Source organism: Streptomyces sp. M41(2017) (genome assembly GCF_002078175.1).
GTDB lineage: Bacteria > Actinomycetota > Actinomycetes > Streptomycetales > Streptomycetaceae > Streptomyces.
This window is the reverse complement of record NZ_MWFK01000001.1, coordinates 3,559,958-3,579,101: the sequence shown is the minus strand read 5'-3', so window position 1 is coordinate 3,579,101 and position 19,144 is coordinate 3,559,958. Positions and strand designations below refer to the sequence as shown.

General features: G+C 71.6%; 17 protein-coding genes. 11 read left to right on the top strand and 6 right to left on the bottom strand.

The features are described from left to right. Positions 1–39 precede the first annotated feature (39 nt). Positions 40–996 (bottom strand): methylmalonyl Co-A mutase-associated GTPase MeaB, encoded by a 957-nt coding sequence (gene meaB / locus B0675_RS15895; protein WP_081219480.1) that lies wholly within the window; start codon positions 994–996, stop codon positions 40–42. A 38-nt stretch (positions 997–1,034) separates the two neighbouring features. Continuing rightward, positions 1,035–2,237 (bottom strand): acetyl-CoA C-acetyltransferase, encoded by a 1,203-nt coding sequence (locus tag B0675_RS15890; protein ID WP_081219479.1) that lies wholly within the window; start codon positions 2,235–2,237, stop codon positions 1,035–1,037. A 148-nt stretch (positions 2,238–2,385) separates the two neighbouring features. On the opposite strand from B0675_RS15890, the gene mce reads away from it, so the two are divergent. The 5 genes from mce to B0675_RS15865 all read left to right on the top strand — a co-directional run bounded on the left by mce (position 2,386) and on the right by B0675_RS15865 (position 10,025). Further along, a complete protein-coding gene (gene mce / locus B0675_RS15885; RefSeq protein ID WP_081219478.1) occupies positions 2,386–2,826 on the top strand; it encodes a methylmalonyl-CoA epimerase in 441 nt (146 codons plus the stop codon). 243 nt (positions 2,827–3,069) lie between these two features. Continuing rightward, positions 3,070–6,915, top strand: a complete 3,846-nt coding sequence (gene scy, locus B0675_RS15880) for a polarized growth protein Scy (protein WP_081219477.1) — start codon at positions 3,070–3,072, stop codon at positions 6,913–6,915. 183 nt (positions 6,916–7,098) lie between these two features. Next, positions 7,099–8,034 (top strand): cellulose-binding protein, encoded by a 936-nt coding sequence (locus tag B0675_RS15875; RefSeq protein WP_081219476.1) that lies wholly within the window; start codon positions 7,099–7,101, stop codon positions 8,032–8,034. A 157-nt stretch (positions 8,035–8,191) separates the two neighbouring features. Further along, positions 8,192–9,253: an ABC transporter ATP-binding protein gene (locus B0675_RS15870; protein ID WP_081219475.1), complete on the top strand. Its 1,062-nt coding sequence runs from the start codon at positions 8,192–8,194 to the stop codon at positions 9,251–9,253. 1 nt (position 9,254) lies between these two features. Then, complete coding sequence (locus B0675_RS15865) at positions 9,255–10,025, top strand: ABC transporter permease (protein ID WP_081219474.1); 771 nt, start codon at positions 9,255–9,257, stop codon at positions 10,023–10,025. On the opposite strand, the gene B0675_RS15860 is transcribed toward B0675_RS15865, so the two are convergent. Next, positions 10,006–10,419, bottom strand: a complete 414-nt coding sequence (locus B0675_RS15860; protein ID WP_081219473.1) for a VOC family protein — start codon at positions 10,417–10,419, stop codon at positions 10,006–10,008. The genes B0675_RS15865 and B0675_RS15860 overlap by 20 nt on opposite strands. A gap of 90 nt (positions 10,420–10,509) precedes the next feature. Here B0675_RS15860 and B0675_RS15855 point away from each other — a divergent pair, with 90 nt between their 5' ends. Further along, positions 10,510–11,556, top strand: coding sequence for a WYL domain-containing protein (locus tag B0675_RS15855; RefSeq protein ID WP_081219472.1), 1,047 nt, complete (start codon positions 10,510–10,512; stop codon positions 11,554–11,556). A 21-nt stretch (positions 11,557–11,577) separates the two neighbouring features. Here the strand turns inward: B0675_RS15855 and B0675_RS15850 are convergent, their stop codons facing one another. Then, complete coding sequence (locus B0675_RS15850) at positions 11,578–12,567, bottom strand: hypothetical protein (RefSeq protein WP_081219471.1); 990 nt, start codon at positions 12,565–12,567, stop codon at positions 11,578–11,580. Between the two features lie 182 nt (positions 12,568–12,749). On the opposite strand from B0675_RS15850, the gene B0675_RS15845 reads away from it, so the two are divergent. The 3 genes from B0675_RS15845 (at position 12,750) to B0675_RS15835 (ending at position 15,964) form a co-directional block, all read left to right on the top strand. After that, complete coding sequence (locus B0675_RS15845; protein WP_081219470.1) at positions 12,750–13,640, top strand: hypothetical protein; 891 nt, start codon at positions 12,750–12,752, stop codon at positions 13,638–13,640. A gap of 228 nt (positions 13,641–13,868) precedes the next feature. Next, positions 13,869–15,122: an ABC transporter ATP-binding protein gene (locus B0675_RS15840; RefSeq protein ID WP_081219469.1), complete on the top strand. Its 1,254-nt coding sequence runs from the start codon at positions 13,869–13,871 to the stop codon at positions 15,120–15,122. Positions 15,123–15,139: 17 nt separating this feature from the next. Continuing rightward, a complete protein-coding gene (locus B0675_RS15835) occupies positions 15,140–15,964 on the top strand; it encodes an ABC transporter permease subunit (protein ID WP_241539946.1) in 825 nt (274 codons plus the stop codon). Positions 15,965–15,996: 32 nt separating this feature from the next. Here the strand turns inward: B0675_RS15835 and B0675_RS15830 are convergent, their stop codons facing one another. Next, positions 15,997–16,329, bottom strand: coding sequence for an ATP/GTP-binding protein (locus tag B0675_RS15830; protein ID WP_081219467.1), 333 nt, complete (start codon positions 16,327–16,329; stop codon positions 15,997–15,999). Between the two features lie 222 nt (positions 16,330–16,551). Between B0675_RS15830 and B0675_RS15825 the strand changes: the two genes are divergently transcribed. Beyond that, positions 16,552–17,580 carry an LLM class flavin-dependent oxidoreductase gene (locus tag B0675_RS15825; RefSeq protein WP_081219466.1) on the top strand — a complete coding sequence of 343 codons (1,029 nt, stop codon included), beginning with the start codon at positions 16,552–16,554 and terminating at the stop codon, positions 17,578–17,580. 102 nt (positions 17,581–17,682) lie between these two features. On the opposite strand, the gene B0675_RS15820 is transcribed toward B0675_RS15825, so the two are convergent. Then, positions 17,683–18,075: an SCO5389 family protein gene (locus B0675_RS15820; protein ID WP_081219465.1), complete on the bottom strand. Its 393-nt coding sequence runs from the start codon at positions 18,073–18,075 to the stop codon at positions 17,683–17,685. A 351-nt stretch (positions 18,076–18,426) separates the two neighbouring features. On the opposite strand from B0675_RS15820, the gene nucS reads away from it, so the two are divergent. Next, on the top strand, positions 18,427–19,098 hold the full coding sequence (nucS, locus tag B0675_RS15815) for an endonuclease NucS (RefSeq protein ID WP_081219464.1): 672 nt from the start codon (positions 18,427–18,429) through the stop codon (positions 19,096–19,098). Positions 19,099–19,144: the final 46 nt, after the last annotated feature.

The following is a 19,144-nucleotide window of genomic DNA, read 5'->3' as shown; positions in this document are numbered from 1 at the left end:
TCCCGCCGGGCGGGAGCGAGGTGCCCGCCCCGAGCGGGGTCAGCTCTCCGTGAGACCCTCGACGAGGGTGTCCGCCGCGCGGTAGGGGTCCAGTTCGCCGGCGACGATGCGTTCGGCGAGGGCGCTGAGGCGGCGGTCTCCGTGCAGGTCGCCGATGCGCCGGCGCAGGGTCGTGACGGCGATCGTCTCGACCTCCTGGGACGCCCGGGCGAGCCGGCGTTCGGCGAGGACCCCGTGCTCCTCCATCCACGCCCGGTGCTTCTCCAGGGCCTCGACCACCTCGTCGATGCCCTCCGAGCGGGCGGCGACCGTCTTGACGATCGGGGGGCGCCAGGCACCCGGGCCGCGGGACTCACCGAGGCCGAGCATGTGGTTCAGCTCGCGTGCGGTGGCGTCGGCGCCGTCGCGGTCGGCCTTGTTGACGACGTAGACGTCGCCGATCTCCAGGATTCCGGCCTTGGCGGCCTGGATGCCGTCGCCCATGCCGGGGGCCAGCAGGACGACCGAGGTGTCGGCCTGACGGGCGATCTCGACCTCCGACTGGCCGACGCCGACGGTCTCCACGAGGATCACGTCGCAGCCCGCCGCGTCGAGGACCCGGATCGCCTGCGGGGCCGACCAGGCGAGTCCGCCGAGGTGGCCGCGGGTGGCCATGGAGCGGATGTAGACGCCCGGGTCGGAGGAGTGGTCGGACATGCGGACGCGGTCGCCGAGCAGCGCGCCGCCGGAGAACGGCGAGGACGGGTCGACGGCGAGGACACCGACCCGCTTGCCCTGCCGCCGGTAGGCGGTCACCAGCGCCGACGTCGACGTGGACTTGCCGACGCCGGGCGATCCGGTGAGCCCGACCACGTAGGCGTTGCCGGTGAGCGGGGCCAGGGCCGCCATGACCTCACGGAGCTGCGGTGCCGCGCCCTCCACCAGGGAGATCAGCCGGGCCACCGCCCGCGGTCGCCCTTCTCTGGCCTGGGACACCAGCGAGGAGACGTCCTGCATCACAGCTCCGTTCACGAGAGATCAGGGTGGAACGCGTGTCAGGCCTTGGCTACCCGCACGATCAGCGCGTCACCCTGACCGCCGCCTCCGCACAGGGCGGCCGCGCCGACGCCGCCGCCGCGGCGCTTCAGTTCGAGGGCGAGGTGCAGGACGAGACGGGCCCCGGACATGCCGATCGGGTGGCCGAGGGCGATGGCCCCGCCGTTCACGTTCACCTTGTCGGTGGTGACCCCGAGGTCCTTCATCGACTGCACCGCGACCGCCGCGAAGGCTTCGTTGATCTCGATCAGATCGAGGTCGCCGGCCTCCAGGCCCTCCTTCTTCAGGGCGTGCAGGATCGCGTTCGAGGGCTGCGACTGGAGGGAGTTGTCCGGGCCCGCCACGTTGCCGTGGGCGCCGATCTCGGCGATCCACTCCAGGCCCAGCTCCAGCGCCTTGGCCTTGCTCATCACGACCACGGCGGCGGCGCCGTCCGAGATCTGGGAGGCGCTGCCGGCGGTGATGGTGCCGTCCTTGGTGAAGGCGGGACGCAGCCGGCCGAGGGACTCGGCGGTGGTCTCGGCGCGGATGCCCTCGTCCTTGCTGAAGACGACGGGCTCGCCCTTGCGCTGCGGGATCTCCACCGGGGTGATCTCGGCCTCGAAGACGCCGTTCTTCTGGGCTGCGGCCGCGCGCTGGTGGGACAGGGCGGCGATCTCGTCCTGCTCGGGGCGCTGGATGCCGAGGCGGGTGTTGTGCTTCTCGGTGGACTCGCCCATCGCGATGTTCTCGAAGGCGTCGGTCAGCCCGTCGTACGCCATGGCGTCGAGCATCTCGATGGCGCCGTACTTGTATCCCTCGCGGGACTTCGGGAGCAGGTGCGGGGCGTTTGTCATGGATTCCTGGCCGCCCGCGACGACGACGTCGAACTCGCCGGCGCGGATCAGCTGGTCCGCGAGGGCGATGGCGTCGAGGCCGGACAGGCACACCTTGTTGATGGTGAGGGCCGGGACGCTCATGGGGATGCCCGCCTTGACGGCGGCCTGGCGTGCCGGGATCTGCCCTGCCCCGGCCTGGAGCACCTGGCCCATGATCACGTACTGCACCTGGTCGCCGCCGATGCCCGCACGGTCGAGGGCGGCCTTGATCGCGAATCCTCCGAGGTCGGCCCCGGAGAAGGACTTCAGCGAGCCCAGCAACCGTCCCATGGGCGTCCGGGCGCCCGCGACGATCACCGAGGTCGTGCTGTTCGTTCCAGACATGAGGTGCGATCCCCTTACCGGCTTGCACAGCCGAGGAGTGAACGAGGGTTTACTGAGAATGTACTGAGCGGTAGGCCATGCGTCATCCGGCCCGCAGTGTGATCGCGCGCACGTTGCGTAACCACGCCGGGGGCGCTGCACTGGCAGCATGCTGACGCGAATCGACCACATCGGGATCGCCTGTTTCGACCTCGACACGACTGTCGAGTTCTACCGTGCGACGTACGGCTTCGAGGTGTTCCACACCGAGGTCAACGAGGAGCAGGGCGTCCGGGAGGCCATGCTCAAGATCAACGAGACGTCCGACGGGGGTGCCTCCTACCTCCAGTTGCTGGAACCGACCCGGGAGGACTCGGCCGTCGGGAAGTGGCTGGCGAAGAACGGCGAGGGCGTGCACCACATCGCCTTCGGCACCGCGGATGTCGACGGCGACGCCGCCGACATCCGGAACAAGGGCGTCCGAGTGCTGTACGACGAGCCCCGGACCGGATCGATGGGATCCCGGATCACCTTCCTCCACCCCAAGGATTGTCATGGAGTCCTGACAGAACTGGTCACTTCGGCGACGGTTGAGTCACCTGAGCACTGACCTCCGTATATCTGGGCCGGTAGGGTTGGGGGCGGCCGTCGCCTTCACGGGGGACGGCCGGGGTCCTGTCCGTCTGCGGGCGTGCGGGACCAAGGGCCGGGGTCCAGGTTTCGGGGGGCGAGCGTCGGGGCAGCAGCCCGTGCTCCGCCGTTGATCTGACACCATTCCCCGGGGGCCCCGTTCAGCGGATGGACGGAGCTTGTTCGGAAAGACTTTCGACCAGGGGACGGATGGGACCGCGCAGTGCGGGGCTACGAACGCCAGGAGCGAGAGCCGGCGGCTGACGTCGACCACCTCTCTCGGTTCGAGGCCGAGATGGAACGGCTGAAGACCGAGCGGGAGAAGGCCGTCCAGCACGCCGAGGATCTCGGCTATCAGGTCGAGGTGCTGCGCGCCAAGCTGCACGAGGCGCGCCGCAGTCTGGCGACCCGTCCTGCCTACGACGGGGCGGACATCGGCTATCAGGCCGAACAGCTGCTCCGTAACGCCCAGATGCAGGCCGACCAGCTGCGGACGGACGCCGAGCGGGAGATCAGCCAGGCGCGCGCGCAGACGCAGCGCATCCTGCAGGAGCACGCCGAGCAGGCGGCCCGGCTGCAGGCCGAGTTGCACCAGGAGGCGGTCACCCGCCGCCAGCAGCTCGACCAGGAACTCGCCGAGCGCCGCCAGACCGTCGAGTCGCACGTCAACGAGAACGTCGCGTGGGCCGAGCAGTTGCGGGCCCGCTCCGAGTCGCAGGCCCGCCGGCTCCTGGAGGAGTCGCGCGCCGAGGCCGAGCAGGCGCTGGCCGCCGCCCGCGCCGAGGCCGAGCGCGTCGCCTCGGAGGCCCGTCAGCGGCTCACGACCGACGCCGAGGCCGCCCGCGCCGAGGCGGAGGCGCTGCTGCGCCGGGCCCGTACGGACGCCGAGCGGCTGCTGAACGCGGCGTCGACGCAGGCGCAGGAGGCCACCGACCACGCCGAGCAGCTGCGCAGCTCCACGGCGAGCGAGTCGGACAACGCCCGCCGGCAGGCCACCGAGCTGAGCCGGGCCGCCGAGCAGCGGATGAGCTCCGCCGAGACGCGGCTTCGCGAGGCGCAGTCCGAGGCGGACAAGGTGCTGTCCGAGGCCAAGGAGGCGGCCGCCAAGACGCTGTCCGCCGCCGAGTCGGCCAATGAGCAGCGCACGCGGACGGCGAAGGAGCAGGTCGCCCGGCTGGTCAGCGAGGCGACGAAGGAGGCCGAGTCCACCAAGGCGGAGGCAGAGCAGCTCGTCGAGGACGCGCGGACGAAGGCCGAGACGATCGTCGCGGAGGCCGAGGAGAGCGCGCGCAGCCTCACGGCCGAGGAGACCGCCTCGCAGCTCGCGAAGGCCGCCCGGACCGCCGAGGACGTCCTGAACAAGGCGTCCGAGGAGGCCAAGCGGACGACGAAGGCGGCGTCCGAGGAGGCCGAGCGGATCCGCACGGAGGCGGAGACCGAGGCCGACCGGCTGCGGGCCGAGGCGCACGACATCGCCGAGGAACTCAAGGGCACGGCGAAGGACGACACCAAGGAGTACCGCGCCAAGACGGTCGAACTGCAGGAGGAGGCGCGGCGGCTGCGCGGTGACGCCGAGCAGCTGCGGTCCGACGCGGTCGCCGAGGGAGAGCGCATCCGTGCGGAGGCCCGGCGCGAGGCCGTCCAGCAGATCGAGGAGGCGGCGCGGACCGCCGAGGAGCTGCTCGCCAAGGCGAAGGCCGACGCGGACGAGCTGCGGCAGGCCGCCACGACGGACAGCGAGAAGGTCCGTACCGAGGCGATCGAGCGGGCGACCGGGCTGCGCCGGCAGGCCGAGGAGACGCTGGAGCGGACCCGCGCGGAGGCCGAGCGGCACCGCGCGGACGCCGTCGAGCAGGCCGAGACGATCACCGCGGACGCGGAGCGGGCCGCCGAGCGGCAGCGCGAGGAGACGGAGCGGGCCATAGAGGCCCGCCAGGCCGAGGCCGCCGAGGGTCTCGCGCGGCTGCACACGGAGGCCGAGGAACGGCTGACGGCCGCCGAGCAGGCGCTGACGGACGCGCGTGCCGAGGCCGAGCGGATCCGCCGGGAGGCGGTCGAGGAGACGGAGCGGCTGCGGTCGGAGGCCGCGGAACGGATCCGGACCCTCCAGGCGCAGGCCGAGGCGGAGGCCGAGCGGCTGCGCGACGAGGCGGCGGCGGACGCGTCGGCGTCCCGCGCCGAGGGCGAGACCATCGCCGTGCGGCTGCGGTCCGAGGCGGCCGCGGAGGCCGAGCGGCTGAAGTCGGAGGCGCAGGAGAGCGCGGACCGGGTACGGACCGAGGCGCAGGCCGCGGCCGAGCGGCTGGCCGCCGAGGGTGCCGAGACGCTGGCCGCCGCGCAGGAGGAGGCCGCACGGCGGCGCCGCGAGGCCGAGGAGACCCTCGGTTCGGCGCGCCAGGAGGCCGACCAGGAGCGCGAGCGGGCCCGCGAACAGAGCGAGGAGCTGCTCGCCTCGGCGCGCAAGCGCGTCGAGGAGGCCCAGACCGAGGCCGTACGGCTGGTCGAGGAGGCCGACCGGCGGGCGAACGAGATGGTCTCCAGCGCCGAGCAGACCGCGCAGCAGGTGCGGGACGCGGTGGCGGGGCTGCACGAGCAGGCCCAGGAGGAGATCACCGGGCTGCGGTCGGCCGCCGAGCACGCGGCGGAGCGCACGCGCACGGAGGCGCAGGAGGAGGCGGACCAGGTCCGCGCCGACGCGTACGCCGAGCGGGAGCGGGCGTCGGAGGACGCGTCGCGGCTGCGGCGGGAGGCCGCCGAGGAGACCGGGGCGGCCGGCGCGCTCGCGGAGCGCACGGTGGCCGAGGCGATCGCCGAGGCGGAGCGGCTGCGGTCGGACGCCTCGGAGCACGCGCAGCGGGTGCGGACGGAGGCGTCCGACGCCATCGCCAACGCGGAGCAGGACGCCTCGCGGACGCGTGCGGACGCCCGGGAGGACGCGAACCGGATCCGTTCGGACGCGGCGACGCAGGCGGACACCCTCATCACCGAGGCGGCGTCGGAGGCCGAGCGGCTGCAGACGGAGACCGCGGCGGAGGCCGAGCGGGTCCGCACCGAGTCGGTCACCAAGGCGGAGCGGCTCATCGAGGACGCGACCGGTGACGCGGAGCGGCTGCGCGCGGAGGCCGCGGAGACGGTCGGTTCCGCGCAGCAGCACGCCGAGCGGGTGCGGTCGGAGGCGGAGCGGGTCAGGGCACGGGCGGCGGAGGAGGCCGAGCGGGTCACGTCGTCGGCGCGCGAGGAGGCCGAGCGGACCCTCGACGAGGCCCGGCAGGAGGCCAACAAGCGGCGCTCCGAGGCCGCCGAGCAGGTCGACACGCTCATCTCCGAGACGGCGTCCGAGGCGGACAAGCTGCTCGCGGAGGCCCAGCAGAGCGCGCAGAAGACGACGGCGGACGCCGAGTCGCAGGCCGACACGATGGTCGGTGTGGCGCGGGGCGAGGCCGAGCGGCTCGTCTCGGAGGCGACCGTCGAGGGCAACACCCTGGTCGAGCGGTCGCGGACGGACGCGGACGAGCTGCTGATCGGCGCGCGCCGGGACGCCACCGCGATCCGGGAACGGGCGGAGGAGCTGCGCGACCGCATCACCTCGGAGATCGAGGAGCTGCACGAGCGGGCCCGCCGCGAGTCGGCCGAGGCGATGAAGAACGCGGGCGACCGGTGCGACGCGCTCATCAAGGCCGCCGAGGACCAGCTCGCGGAGTCGGAGGCGAAGGCCAAGGATCTGGTGTCCGAGGCGAACTCCGAGGCCAGCAAGGTGCGGATCGCGGCGGTGCGGAAGGCGGAGGGTCTCCTGAAGGAGGCCGAGCAGAAGAAGACGTCCGTCATCGCCGAGGCCGAGAAGATCAGGTCCGAGGCCATCCAGGAGGCCAAGGCGGCCGTCGAGGAGGGCAAGCGGGACCTGGAGGTGCTGGTGCGCCGGCGGGAGGACATCAACGCGGAGATCTCCCGTGTCCAGGACGTCCTGGAGGCGTTGGAGTCCTTCGAGGCGCCGGGCGGCAAGGACGGCGGCGTCAAGGCGGGTGCGACGGTGGGGGCGCCCCGATCGGGTGGCAAGTCGTCGGAGAGCTAGCCAGAACCACCCATTCCGTGCTTTGGGCGGACCTTTGGTACGGGGTCTGGCAAGCCATCCGGCAGCTAGCCACCCAAAAGGAGTGTCATTCTCCAGATCAAACACGTATCCGCTCGATGACACACCGCTTTGACCCCTAGGATTCCACCTATCACCTCACCGGTCTCATTCGACAGGAACCCCATGAGCGACACTTCCCCCTACGGCTTCGAGCTTGTGCGGCGTGGGTACGACCGCGCTCAGGTGGACGAACGCATTTCGAAGCTCGTCTCCGACCGTGACAGCGCTCTGGCCCGTATCACCGCCCTTGAAAAGCGCATCGAGGAGCTCCACCTCGAGACGCAGAACGCCCAGGCCCAGGTCAGCGACGCCGAGCCGTCGTACGCCGGTCTCGGCGCGCGTGTCGAGAAGATCCTCCGCCTCGCCGAGGAGGAGGCCAAGGACCTGCGCGAGGAGGCCCGTCGCGCGTCCGAGCAGCACCGCGAGCTCGCCGAGTCGGCGGCTCAGCAGGTGCGCAACGACGCAGAATCGTTCGCTGCGGACCGCAAGTCCAAGGCGGAGGACGAGGGCGTCCGGATCGTCGAGAAGGCCAAGAGCGACGCCTCGCAGCTGCGTTCCGAGGCGCAGAAGGACGCGCAGTCGAAGCGGGAGGAGGCGGACGCCCTCTTCGAGGAGACCCGCGCCAAGGCCGCCCAGGCCGCCGCGGACTTCGAGACGAACCTCGCCAAGCGCCGTGAGCAGTCCGAGCGTGACCTGGCGTCCCGTCAGGCCAAGGCCGAGAAGCGTCTCGCGGAGATCGAGCACCGCGCGGAGCAGCTCCGCCTGGAGGCCGAGAAACTGCGGACGGACGCCGAGCGCCGCGCCCGTCAGACGGTGGAGACGGCCCAGCGTCAGGCCGAGGACATCGTCGCCGACGCGAACGCGAAGGCCGACCGCATCCGTTCGGAGTCCGAGCGCGAGCTGGCCGCCCTGACCAACCGTCGCGACTCGATCAACGCGCAGCTCACGAACGTCCGCGAGATGCTCGCGACGCTCACGGGCGCCGCGGTGGCCGCCGCGAGCACGCCGGCGGAGGACGAGCCGATCTCGCGTGGGGTTCCGGCGCAGCAGTCCCGGTAGGCACGCGGTACCGACAGGGGTACGACACCAGGGCCCGCTCCCTCATCGAGGGTGCGGGCCTTGTCGTACGGTCCGTCAGGTCGGCCGGTGCGTGCGGCCCTCGGGCGGACGCGGTTCTCGGGTGGCAGCCGCCGGGGGGCCGTCTTAGCGTGGCGGCATGATCGAGCTCGAGGGGCTGACCAAGCGGTACGGCGACAAGGTGGCGGTGAACAACCTGACCTTCGCCGTGAGACCGGGCATCGTGACCGGCTTCCTCGGCCCGAACGGTGCGGGCAAGTCCACGACGATGCGGATGATGCTGGGGCTCGACCGGCCCACCTCGGGCGACGTACGGGTCGACGGGCAGCACTACGACCGGTTGAAGGACCCCCTGAAGTACATCGGGGCGCTGCTCGACGCGAAGGCCATGCACGGCGGCCGCAGTGCCTTCAACCATCTGCTGTGTCTCGCCCAGAGCAACGGCATCCCGACGGCCCGGGTCCACGAGGTCCTCGACACCGTCGGTCTCACCGGGGTCGCGAAGAAGAAGGCGAAGGGGTTCTCGCTGGGCATGGGCCAGCGGCTCGGCATCGCGGGCGCGCTCCTCGGCGATCCTCGGATCCTGATGTTCGACGAGCCGGTCAACGGTCTCGACCCCGAGGGCATCCACTGGATCCGCAACCTGATGAAGTCCCTCGCCACTCAGGGCCGTACGGTCTTCGTCTCCTCCCACCTGATGAGTGAGATGGCGCTGACCGCGGACCACCTCGTCGTCATCGGCCAGGGCAGGCTCCTCGCCGACACCTCGATGGCCGACTTCATCCGTCAGAACTCGCGCTCCTTCGTACGGATCCGCACCCCGCAGCGGGAAAGGCTGCTCGACGTGCTGCACGGCGCGGGCGTCACCGTCGTCGAGACCGGCGGCGGTCCCCTCGAAGTGGACGGCGGGGACCCGGAGCAGATCGGCGAGCTGGCCGCCCGGCACCAGATCACGCTGCACGAACTGAGCCCGCAGCAGGCGTCACTGGAGGAGGCGTTCATGCAGCTGACGGCGGAGTCGGTGGAGTACCACGCGCACACCGACGCACCCGGACCGCAGCACCCGCTCGGGCAGCCCGGCGGATTCGGGGCGGGGGACCCGCAGGACCCGCGCGGGGTTCGGCCGCCCCCACCCGGCCCCCAGACGCCACCGAGCCCGCCCCCGGCCCCGCAGTGGGGCAGCGACTGGAAGAAGGGCTGACATGGCGGCCACCCAGGTCCTCAGGTCCGAGTGGACGAAGATCCGCTCCGTGTCGTCCACGGTGTGGACGCTCAGTCTCGCGGCGGTCGTCACGATCGCGCTGGGATTCCTCATCTCGCTGCTGTCGAAGAACGAGTTCGACAACATGAGCACACGGGACCAGCTGTCCTTCGACCCGACCTTCATCAGCTTCGCGGGCATGACCCTCGGTCAGCTCGCGATCATCGTCTTCGGCGTGCTGGTGGTCGGCAACGAGTACAGCACCGGCATGATCCGCACCTCGCTCGCCGCGGTCCCGCAGCGCGGCACGTTCCTCTTCAGCAAGGTCGCGGTGGCGACCGTTCTCGCCCTCGCCGTCGGCATGATCACCAGCTTCGTCACCTTCTTCCTCGGCCAGGCCGCCCTCGGTTCGCACAAGGCGACGATCGGCGACCCGGGTGTGCTGCGCGCGGTGCTCGGCGGCGGGCTCTACTTCACGCTCATCGCCATGTTCTCCATGGGCATCGCGACGATGCTGCGCAGCCCGATGCTCTCGCTGGGCATCCTGATGCCGTTCTTCTTCCTGATCTCCAACATCCTGGGCGCGGTGTCGGCGACGAAGAAGGTCGGCCAGTACCTCCCCGACCAGGCCGGCAGCAGGATCCTGCGGGTGGTCACCCCGCTCGACGACGACACCCCCTACGGCCCCTGGGGCGGCCTCGGGATCATGGTGCTGTGGGTGGTCGTGGCGCTGATCGGCGGATACGCGCTGCTCAAGAAGCGGGACGCGTAGTCCCGAACTTCTCGATCGCGGCCGCGGTGACCGGGGTGAAGAAGTTGACGAGGTTGCCGTCGGGGTCGCGGAACAGCAGCGAGCGGTTGCCCCACGGCAGGATGGTGGGCTCGTTGACGAAGTCGGTGACGAAGCCCTTCAGGTGCGCGTAGACCCGGTCCACGTCGTCGACCAGGAACTCGATGATCGCGCTGTGGTTGTCGGCGGGGCGGGAGGAGCCCGGCGCGAACAGCGGGACGGTGGCCGTGCCCGCGATGGCCAGGGTGGCGCCGGGGGTCGCCAGTTCGGCGAACTGCTCGGTGGACCAGGTCGCCGGCAGGCCGGTGACCTTCTCGTAGAACGCGACGAGGCGGGCGACGTCGTCGGTGATGACGCGGAGCGATACGAGGTTCATGACGTTCTCCTGGATCGGTGTGCCGTGCCCTGCGCACGCTAGACCCGATACCGGACAGAATCGGTCCACTATCGGGGTTAGGCTCGGAGCATGTCCCGACCCACCGGCCGTGTGCTCACCCTCCTGGAGCTGCTCCAGTCGGGCGGCACCCGGACGATCGCCGAACTCGCGGAACGGCTCGGCGTCGACGGACGGACCGTGCGGCGCTACGTGGACCATCTGATCGACCTGGACGTGCCGGTCGAAGCCGTGCGCGGCCGCTACGGCGGCTACCGGCTCGGCCCCGGCCACCGGCTGCCGCCGCTCATGCTCGGCGAGGACGAGGCCGTCGCCGTCCTGCTCGGCCTGGTCGCGGGCCGGCGCACGGGGCTGACGACGGCGACCGCCACCGCGGGCGAGACCGCGGCGGCGAAGATCCGTCGGGTGCTTCCCCGCCCGCTGGCCTCCCGCGTCGACGCGGTCCTGGAGTCCCTCGCCTTCACGGAGCCGGCCGGCGAGTCCGCCGCCCCGGACGCGGGGATCCTGCTCACGCTGGCCGACGCGGTCCGCCACCGCCGTCCGGTGGCGATCCGGTACACCGACCGGGAGGGCCGGCGCGGCGACCGCACCCTGCACCCGCAGGGCGTCGTGGCGCACGCGGGCCGCTGGTACGTCACCGGCCGGGACCCCGGCATCGGGGAGGACCGGACCTTCCGGCTGGACCGTGTCGCCGACGCGCGCCTCCTGCCCGGATCGTTCGAGGCGATCGAGGGCCCCGACCCGGCGCGGCGGGTGCTGTCGGGGTTCGCCACGGCCCCCTACCGCCACGAGGTGACGCTGCGGATCCGCGGCACGGCCGAGCAGATCCGCACACGCCTCCCGGCGAGCGTCGCGAGCGTGACGGCGCTTCCGAGCACCGGGTCGCCCTCCCCCGCCCCGGAACCCACCGACGCCCGCGAACCGGATGGGTCCGACGGGCCCGACGCGTCCGACGGTCCGCCCTGGCTGCGGGTGGAGATACGGGCCGAGCGGCTCGACTGGCTGCCGCCGGTGCTCGCCGCGCTCGATCTGCCGTTCGTCGTCGAGCGTCCCGACGAGTTGCGCGAGCTGGTCGTCGCGCTCGCGGACCGGTTCGCGCGCCGCGCCCGCCAGTCCTGAGGGGCCGGCGGAACGGCGCGCCTACGCGGCTCCGGTCCCGTCGCCGTCGGGCCGGGACCCGGTCAGGCCGTCGAACTCCGTCCAGCCCTCCCAGTGCCACACGTCTTTGTCGAGGTCCGGCTGCAGCGGCACGAACCGGCCCAGTTCGAAGTCGCCGCCCTCCAGGTCGAACCAGCGCTCGTCGGCGACCTCGGTGCCGAGGCCCACCGTCCGCGCGGTCAGCCGGACCAGGAGCTTCACACCGTGCGAGCCCTCCAGGTCCTTGCCCTGGATCCGCCGGAACGGCAGCTCCCCCACCGGCGCCTCGACCGGTATCCACACGGTGAAGGGCGCCCCGCGCTCCACCGCGAGCCAGCTGCGCTCCTCGGCCGGCTCGCCCTGCGCGTCCAGGACCTTCAGCCACTGCTTGTAGATGACGAGGCTGCCGTCGTGCGGGGAGCGTTCGAGATAGCGCAGGTGCGCGCGGGCCCGCAGGTCGACGACCGAGAGGTTGTCGAAGCGGTTGTAGAACCGGACGGCGATGATCGCGTCGTCGCTGTTCGCGTTGGTCCGCGAGTAGCCCGGGAAGTCGGCGGTCCAGGCGTGCGAGATGCTGGCCCGCCGCCGCCAGACGAAGGGCCGCAGCGCGAACATCTTGATCAGGACGATGCCGAGCAGCACGGCGGGCACCAGCGCGCCGGTGACGGACGCGACCGTGGCGAGCGTCTGGTGCGCGGTGCTGTCCGGTTCGGGTTCGAGGTTGTCGGTGCCGACGCAGGCGCGCAGCACGGTGAGGCTGAGGTCCAGGAGCGCCTCCTCGTTCGAGAACCGGTCCGCCATGGAGCGCGGCGAGTGCTCGGTGAGCGTCCACGCCGTCGCGATGAGCACGGAGAGCCCGGCCAGGGCGCCGAGGGTCATCAGGAGCAGGGCGTGGACGGTGCGGCCCGCGATCCACCAACGAACGGACGTGCGGTAGCGCGGATGTGTGCGGGTGTCGGCGGGCCGTCCCGGCCACCGCACCTCGCGTCCCATGAGCCTCAACTTGCTTCCCCCATAACCGACTTCGGGTCCCCTCGTACAATGGGGACGGCATGATTCCCGGTGCCGGTTCTCACCAACCCCGCTGTGTCGGGGAGACCGGGCCCCGTCCCGGGTAGACATCGCGTGAAAGGCTGTGCCCGTATTCGCGCGACCACCCCCCGAAGGGCGTCACCGTGACGACGAAGGACCGAAGCCTTGAGGCGCTGGGCCTGGACGACGTGCCCGCGAAGAAACCCCTCACCTATCCCGGCCGGCCCACCACCGAGCCGTCGCTGCTGACCGGCGGCGAGCTGCTGCAGCTGGACGTGCGGCCGCTGCGGCTCGGCGAGTGGTGGGTGGAGGAGCGACAGGAGCAGCAGCGCCTCGACGAGGCCCTCGCCGATCTGGGGCAGGTCGGCACCGGCCGCCGGCACCCGGTGATCGCGGTCGGGTCGAACGCCTCCCCCGGGCAGGTCGCGCACAAGCTGACCCGGCTCGGCATCCCGGCGACGGTGCCGATGGTCCCGGTGCGGGTGCACGGCATCGGCGTGGGCTGCTCGGGGCACATCAGTCCGGCGGGCTACGTGGCGGGGACGCCGTACGTCGACCGGGCGGCCGAGACGACGCTGGTGGTGACCTGGCTGGACTCGACGCAGCTCAAAGCGGTCGACGACACCGAGTTCCCGGACTACCGGCGGGCGATACTCCCGGGCGACACGTTCACGATGACGATGCCGTCCGGGGAGCGCCTCGGCGGCGCGTACATCTACTTCAGCGCGCACGGTGTGCTCGCGGACCCGGACAGCGGGCGGCCCCGGCCGGGCGGCGGCGACCAGTCCGCGCTGCTGGCCTCGCTGCTCGCCTCCTCGGCACGGCTGCGTGATCTGCTCGGCCCGGACCCCGCCGCCTGGGTGCGGAGTGCGGGCGCCGACAAGGCGCTGCGCGAGCGGGGCACGCTGATCTTCGGCGAGGAGGGCTGGGTGCTGCCGCAGACCGACTTCCTGCCGTACGTGGACGATTCGGCCGAGCTGCGGCTGTACGACGACCTGCCGCCCCTGGCGGACTCGCTGCCGCCGGGCCCCTGACGATCCGGCCACCGATCAGGAGGCGCCGGTTCCCCTTTCCCGGCCGACCAGGGACGACGGGTACCTGACAGGACAGCCGTGCGAAATCGGCGCCCCTCCTGGATCTTTACCCCTCCGACCAGCACGGTTTTACTCTCTCTTGAGTGGAACCGTCGGGGCCCGGATATCCTCCTAAGCCTTACGGGGGCGTGCGCCCCGCCGTCCTGAACCTTTCGATGGGTGCGGAGCATGATCGAGGCAGTCGGCCTGACGAAGCGCTATGGCGCCAAGACGGCCGTGTACAACCTTTCCTTCCAGGTGCGGCCGGGTGCCGTCACCGGCTTCCTCGGGCCCAACGGCTCCGGCAAGTCGACGACGATGCGGATGATCCTCGGTCTCGACAACCCCAGCTCCGGGCAGGTGACGATCGGCGGCTTCCCCTACCGCAAGCTGCCCAACGCCCCCCGCCAGGTCGGCGCGCTCCTCGACGCCAAGGCCGTGCACGGTGGCCGGCACGCACGCAACCACCTGCTGTGCCTGGCCCAGCTGTCGGGCATCCCGGCCCGCCGGGTGGACGAGGTGCTCGGCGTCGTCGGCCTCCAGGACGTGGCCCGGAAGCGCTCCAAGGGCTTCTCGCTCGGTATGGGCCAGCGCCTCGGCATCGCCGCCGCGCTCCTCGGCGACCCCCAGGTGCTGCTCTTCGACGAGCCGGTCAACGGTCTCGACCCCGAGGGCATCCTCTGGGTGCGCAACCTGATGAAGTCCCTCGCGGCGGAGGGCCGTACGGTCTTCGTCTCCTCGCACCTGATGAGCGAGATGGCGCTGACCGCCGACCACCTCATCGTGATCGGCCGCGGCCAGCTCCTCGCCGACTCGAACATCAAGGACTTCATCTCCCACAACTCGGCCGACTTCGCCCGGGTGCGCACGCCGGACACCGAGCCGCAGCAGCGCGAGAAGCTGACCGCCGCGCTCACCGAGGCCGGCGGCCAGGTGCTGCCCGAACAGGACGGCGCGCTGCGCATCACCGGCCTGCCGCTCGCCCGCATCAGCGACGTGGCGCACTCAGCCGACGTCCGCCTGTGGGAGCTGTCTCCGCACCAGGCCTCGCTGGAGGAGGCGTACATGCGGATGACGCAGGGCGCCGTCGACTACCGCTCGACGATCGACCAGAAGGCCGGACTCCAGCAGCAGCTCCCGCCCGGCGCCGTACCGCAGCCGCAGCTGCCCGTGGCGGGCCAGGGCCAGCCCGGCTGGTACGCCCCGCCGCCGCCCCAGCACGGCGGTCAGCCGCCCTTCGCGATGCCCCAGGGACAGCCGCAGGCCGGCCCCTACGCCGCCCCCGTCGCGGGCCACGGTCCGTACGGCGCCCCGGCCGCCCCCGGTGCCGCGGACGCCAACCCGTACGCCGCTCCGCAGGCCCCCGCGGGGACCCCGGCTCCCGCCCCCGCACCGGCCCCCGCGCCCGCCGCCGACCTGACCAAGCCCGAGGACGCCCGATGAGCACGCCCCAGCCCCCGATGCCGCAGCAGACCGCCGCTGCCCCCGAATGGCACCCGGCGCCCGGCACGTCGTACACCTCGCCGATCCCCGTCACCCGCACCCACCTCGGGCACGCGCTCAACTCCGAGTGGACGAAGATCAAGTCGGTACGCTCCACGCTGTGGACGCTCGGCATCTTCCTGCTGCTGGTGATCGGCATCGGCTTCCTGGTCGCCGCGCAGACCACGAACGAGGACTTCGGCGATGTGCCGTACACGATCCCCGCGTTCTTCGGCCTGATGCTCGGACAGATCTGCCTGATCACGCTGGGCGTGCTGGTCGTCTCGTCCGAGTACGGCACCGGCATGATCCGCACGACGTTCACGGCCTCGCCGCAGCGGCACCGGGTGCTCGCCGCGAAGCTGATCATCTTCTTCGCGGTGGCCTTCGTCGTCTCGGCCTTCGCGATCGGGCTGGTCGGCCTCATCACCGAGGGGATGCACAGCGAACCGTCCCCGGTGCCGTGGGGCGGCACCGTCGTGATGGGCGCGCTGTACGTGTCCCTGCTCGGCGTCCTGGCGCTCGCGGTGGGCTCGATGCTCCGTCACTCGGCGGGCGCGATCACCACGATGCTCGGCGTCGTGCTGGTCCCCGCGATCATGCCGGCGTTCCTGATGATGTCCGAGAGCATGCGCACGCTCGGCGAGAAGATGCAGGAGTACAACGCCCCGAACGCCCTCGCCAGGATCTTCCAGATCGACCGGGAGAGCGGCCACGGCGGCGCGCAGCTCGGCCTGCTCGCCGGAGTGACGGCGGCCGCCATCGTCGGAGCCTTCGTCCTCCTGGACCGCCGGGACGTGTGACGCCCACGGCCCCTACGGGAACCTGAAGTCGCCTAGAACCTGGGCGCGTTACGGGACCGCTGCACCCGCGAGGTGCGGCGGTCCTTCGCGTTCCAGCAGGCCTTGTGCCAGTGCCGCCGGTCGTCGACGCCCGAGTGCTCGGGCCACGCCACCACGTGCGGCACCCCGGAGGGGATCAGCTGGTCGCAGCCGGGGCAGCGGTAGGTCTTGCCCTGTGCGCTCGCGCCCGCCACATGGCGCACGCTCCACTCCTCGCCCTGCCAGCTCTCCGTGGACTGCCAGCCGCCGTAGCGGTCCGACGGGTCCGCCTCGGCGCTCGTGCCGGACGGGCCGGCGTCCTTCGGACGGTTGCGACGCGGGGACAAGGGACACCTCACGGAGCTATACAGGGAGCAGGGGCCACGTCCAGCCTACGCGGCGCACCCGGGGGTAGGCGTACAGCGCAGACCCGCACAGATGCCCCATCGGACGGCCCATTTCCCAGACAATCCGCAAATCTTGCCGCCAGGCCGTGACTTCGGCACGTGTCAGGAGGTTATGCCGGGTGGGGGAGCTCCCTGTCGGAGCCGAGGAAGCAGGAAAGTTCGATGCACGTAGGAAGTTTTGTACTCGCCGCCCAGTTCCCGGGACAGGGCCAGGGAGAGGCCCTGCATCGCGCGGTGCGGTCGGCCGAGGTCGCCGAGGAGGCCGGTCTCGACGCGGTCTGGCTGGCCGAACACCACTTCGTGCCGTACGGGACGTGCCCGTCGGCCGTCACGCTCGCCGCGTATCTGCTGGGCCGCACGAACCGCATCCGGGTCGGCACCGCCGTCAGCGTGCTGCCCACCGCGCACCCCGTGGCGCTCGGCGAACAGGCCGCGCTGCTGCACCTGACGTCCGGCGGACGGTTCTCGCTGGGCGTCGGCCGCGGCGGCCCGTGGGTCGACCTGGAGGTGTTCGGAGCGGGCCTGGAGGCGTACGAACAGGGGTTCCCGGAGTCCCTCGATCTGCTGATGCGCTGGCTGCGCGAGCCGTCCGTGGCGAGCACCTCCGAGCGGTTCCCGTTCCGTGAGGTCCCCGTCGTCCCCCGGCCGTCCGAGGCGCTGTGCGAGACCGCGGGGCCCGAGGTCGTGGTGGCCTGCACCTCACCGGCGAGCGTGCGGCTCGCCGCCGAGCGCGGGCTTCCGATGCTTCTCGGCATGCACGTCGGGGACGAGGAGAAGGCCGAAATGGTCGGGCTGTGGCGCACGCACGCACGCGCCGCGGGCCGTTCCGGGGACGAGATCCTCACCGCCGCCCATGTGTCCGCGGGGGTCTGCCAGATCGCGGACCGCCGCACCGACGCCGTGGAGACGCTCGTGAAGGCGATGCCGGGCTGGCTGAAGCAGGGACTGAACGCCCATGTGACGGTCGACGGCCGCGCCCGTTCCATGCGCGACCCGGTGGCGTACACCGAACTGCTCTGCGGGCTGCACCCGGTGGGCACGCCACGACTGTGCGCGGACCGGCTCGCGGCCACCTCGGAGCGGACCGGCATCTCGCGGTTCGCCCTTCTCGTCGAGGGCTCGGGCGACCTGGCGGCGACCGAGGAGAACGTACGCCGGCTCGGGGCCGAGGTCCTCCCGAACCTCGGATGACCGGTCGGGTCCGGTCGACGGACCGGACACTCGGTGGGCTTGCCGCCCCGGTACCAGAGCACCTCCCGCGGACGGAACGGCAAGCCGAGCGGAGTCAGCGCATCAGCAGTCCCGGAACTCCGGCGACTGATTGAGCAGTTGACTGCGGACCGAGGTGAAGCGTGCCAGTGTGTCGTCCACTGCGTCGTCCAGCGGGAACACCGCCACCCGGTGGCAGTTCTGGAAGGCCAGCCGCACGCCGAAGTGCCGCTGCAGCGCGCCGCGTATCGCGTCACTCGCGAGCGCGCGCAGCAGCTGGCCACGCGCCTGCTCGTCCGGCGGGGGCGTCTGGTTGTCGGCGAAGTTGCCGCCGTCGACCTTCAGCTGGGCCACCAGGGAGCTGATCATCTCCCACGCATAGGGCAGGGAGGTCCGGACGCAGTCGACGAAGTCAGCTTCGTCGACCTCGCCTCGCTCGGCCTGTTGGAGTAGGGCCGGTGAGACGTCGAGCGACATGGGTTCTCCTCTCGCACCCCCAGACCTCGGGGGTTGCCGGACAGGGATGGGGAGTTGACGATGCCGGACACGCTGAGTACACGCGTCACGACCTCCCGCTTATACGGTAAGCAACGCCAGGTGGCGGCACCAGGAGAATGGGCACATAGCGAACCGTCAGTAGGCCGACAATCAGCCACCTCCGAACGCGGAGGCTTCAGGATCAATGGGATGGCCCACCCGGGCCCGACCGGCCGGAACCAGGCGATCGCGAGAACAAAAGGCGCGAACCGCACGTTCCGGGTCGATCGGTGGTGCGAGTGGGGCGGGAGAATCGCGTGCACCACCGCCGGTCGAGTAGCGTTGCCGACCATGCGTCTCGTCATTGCCCGCTGTTCCGTGGACTACGCGGGCCGGCTCACGGCCCATCTCCCGTCGGCCCCGCGCCTCATCCTCGTGAAGGCGGACGGAAGCGTCTCGATCCACGCGGACGACCGGGCCTACAAGCCCCTCAACTGGATGTCTCCGCCCTGCACGCTGAAGGAGGGCTCCGGCGAGGAGGAGGGCACCTGGACCGTCGTCAACAAGGCGGGCGAGAAGCTCATCATCACAATGGAGGAGGTCCTCCACGACTCCTCGCACGAACTCGGCGTGGACCCCGGTCTGATCAAGGACGGCGTGGAAGCGCACCTCCAGGAGCTGCTCGCCGACCGCATCGAGACGCTCGGCGAGGGCTACTCCCTCATCCGCCGCGAGTACATGACGGCCATCGGCCCGGTCGACATCCTGTGCCGGGACGCCGACGGCGCGACGGTCGCCGTGGAGATCAAGCGGCGCGGCGAGATCGACGGCGTGGAGCAACTCACGCGCTATCTGGAGCTGTTGAACCGCGACCCGCACCTCGCGCCGGTCCGCGGAATCTTCGCCGCCCAGGAGATCAAGCCGCAGGCCCGCGTCCTCGCCACCGACCGCGGCATCGGCTGCACGGTCCTGGACTACAACGCCCTGCGCGGTATCGAGGACGACAAGCTGCGCCTGTTCTGATCCGCACGCCGCCGCGCGGGGGACACCCCGCGCCCCGGCCGTACGC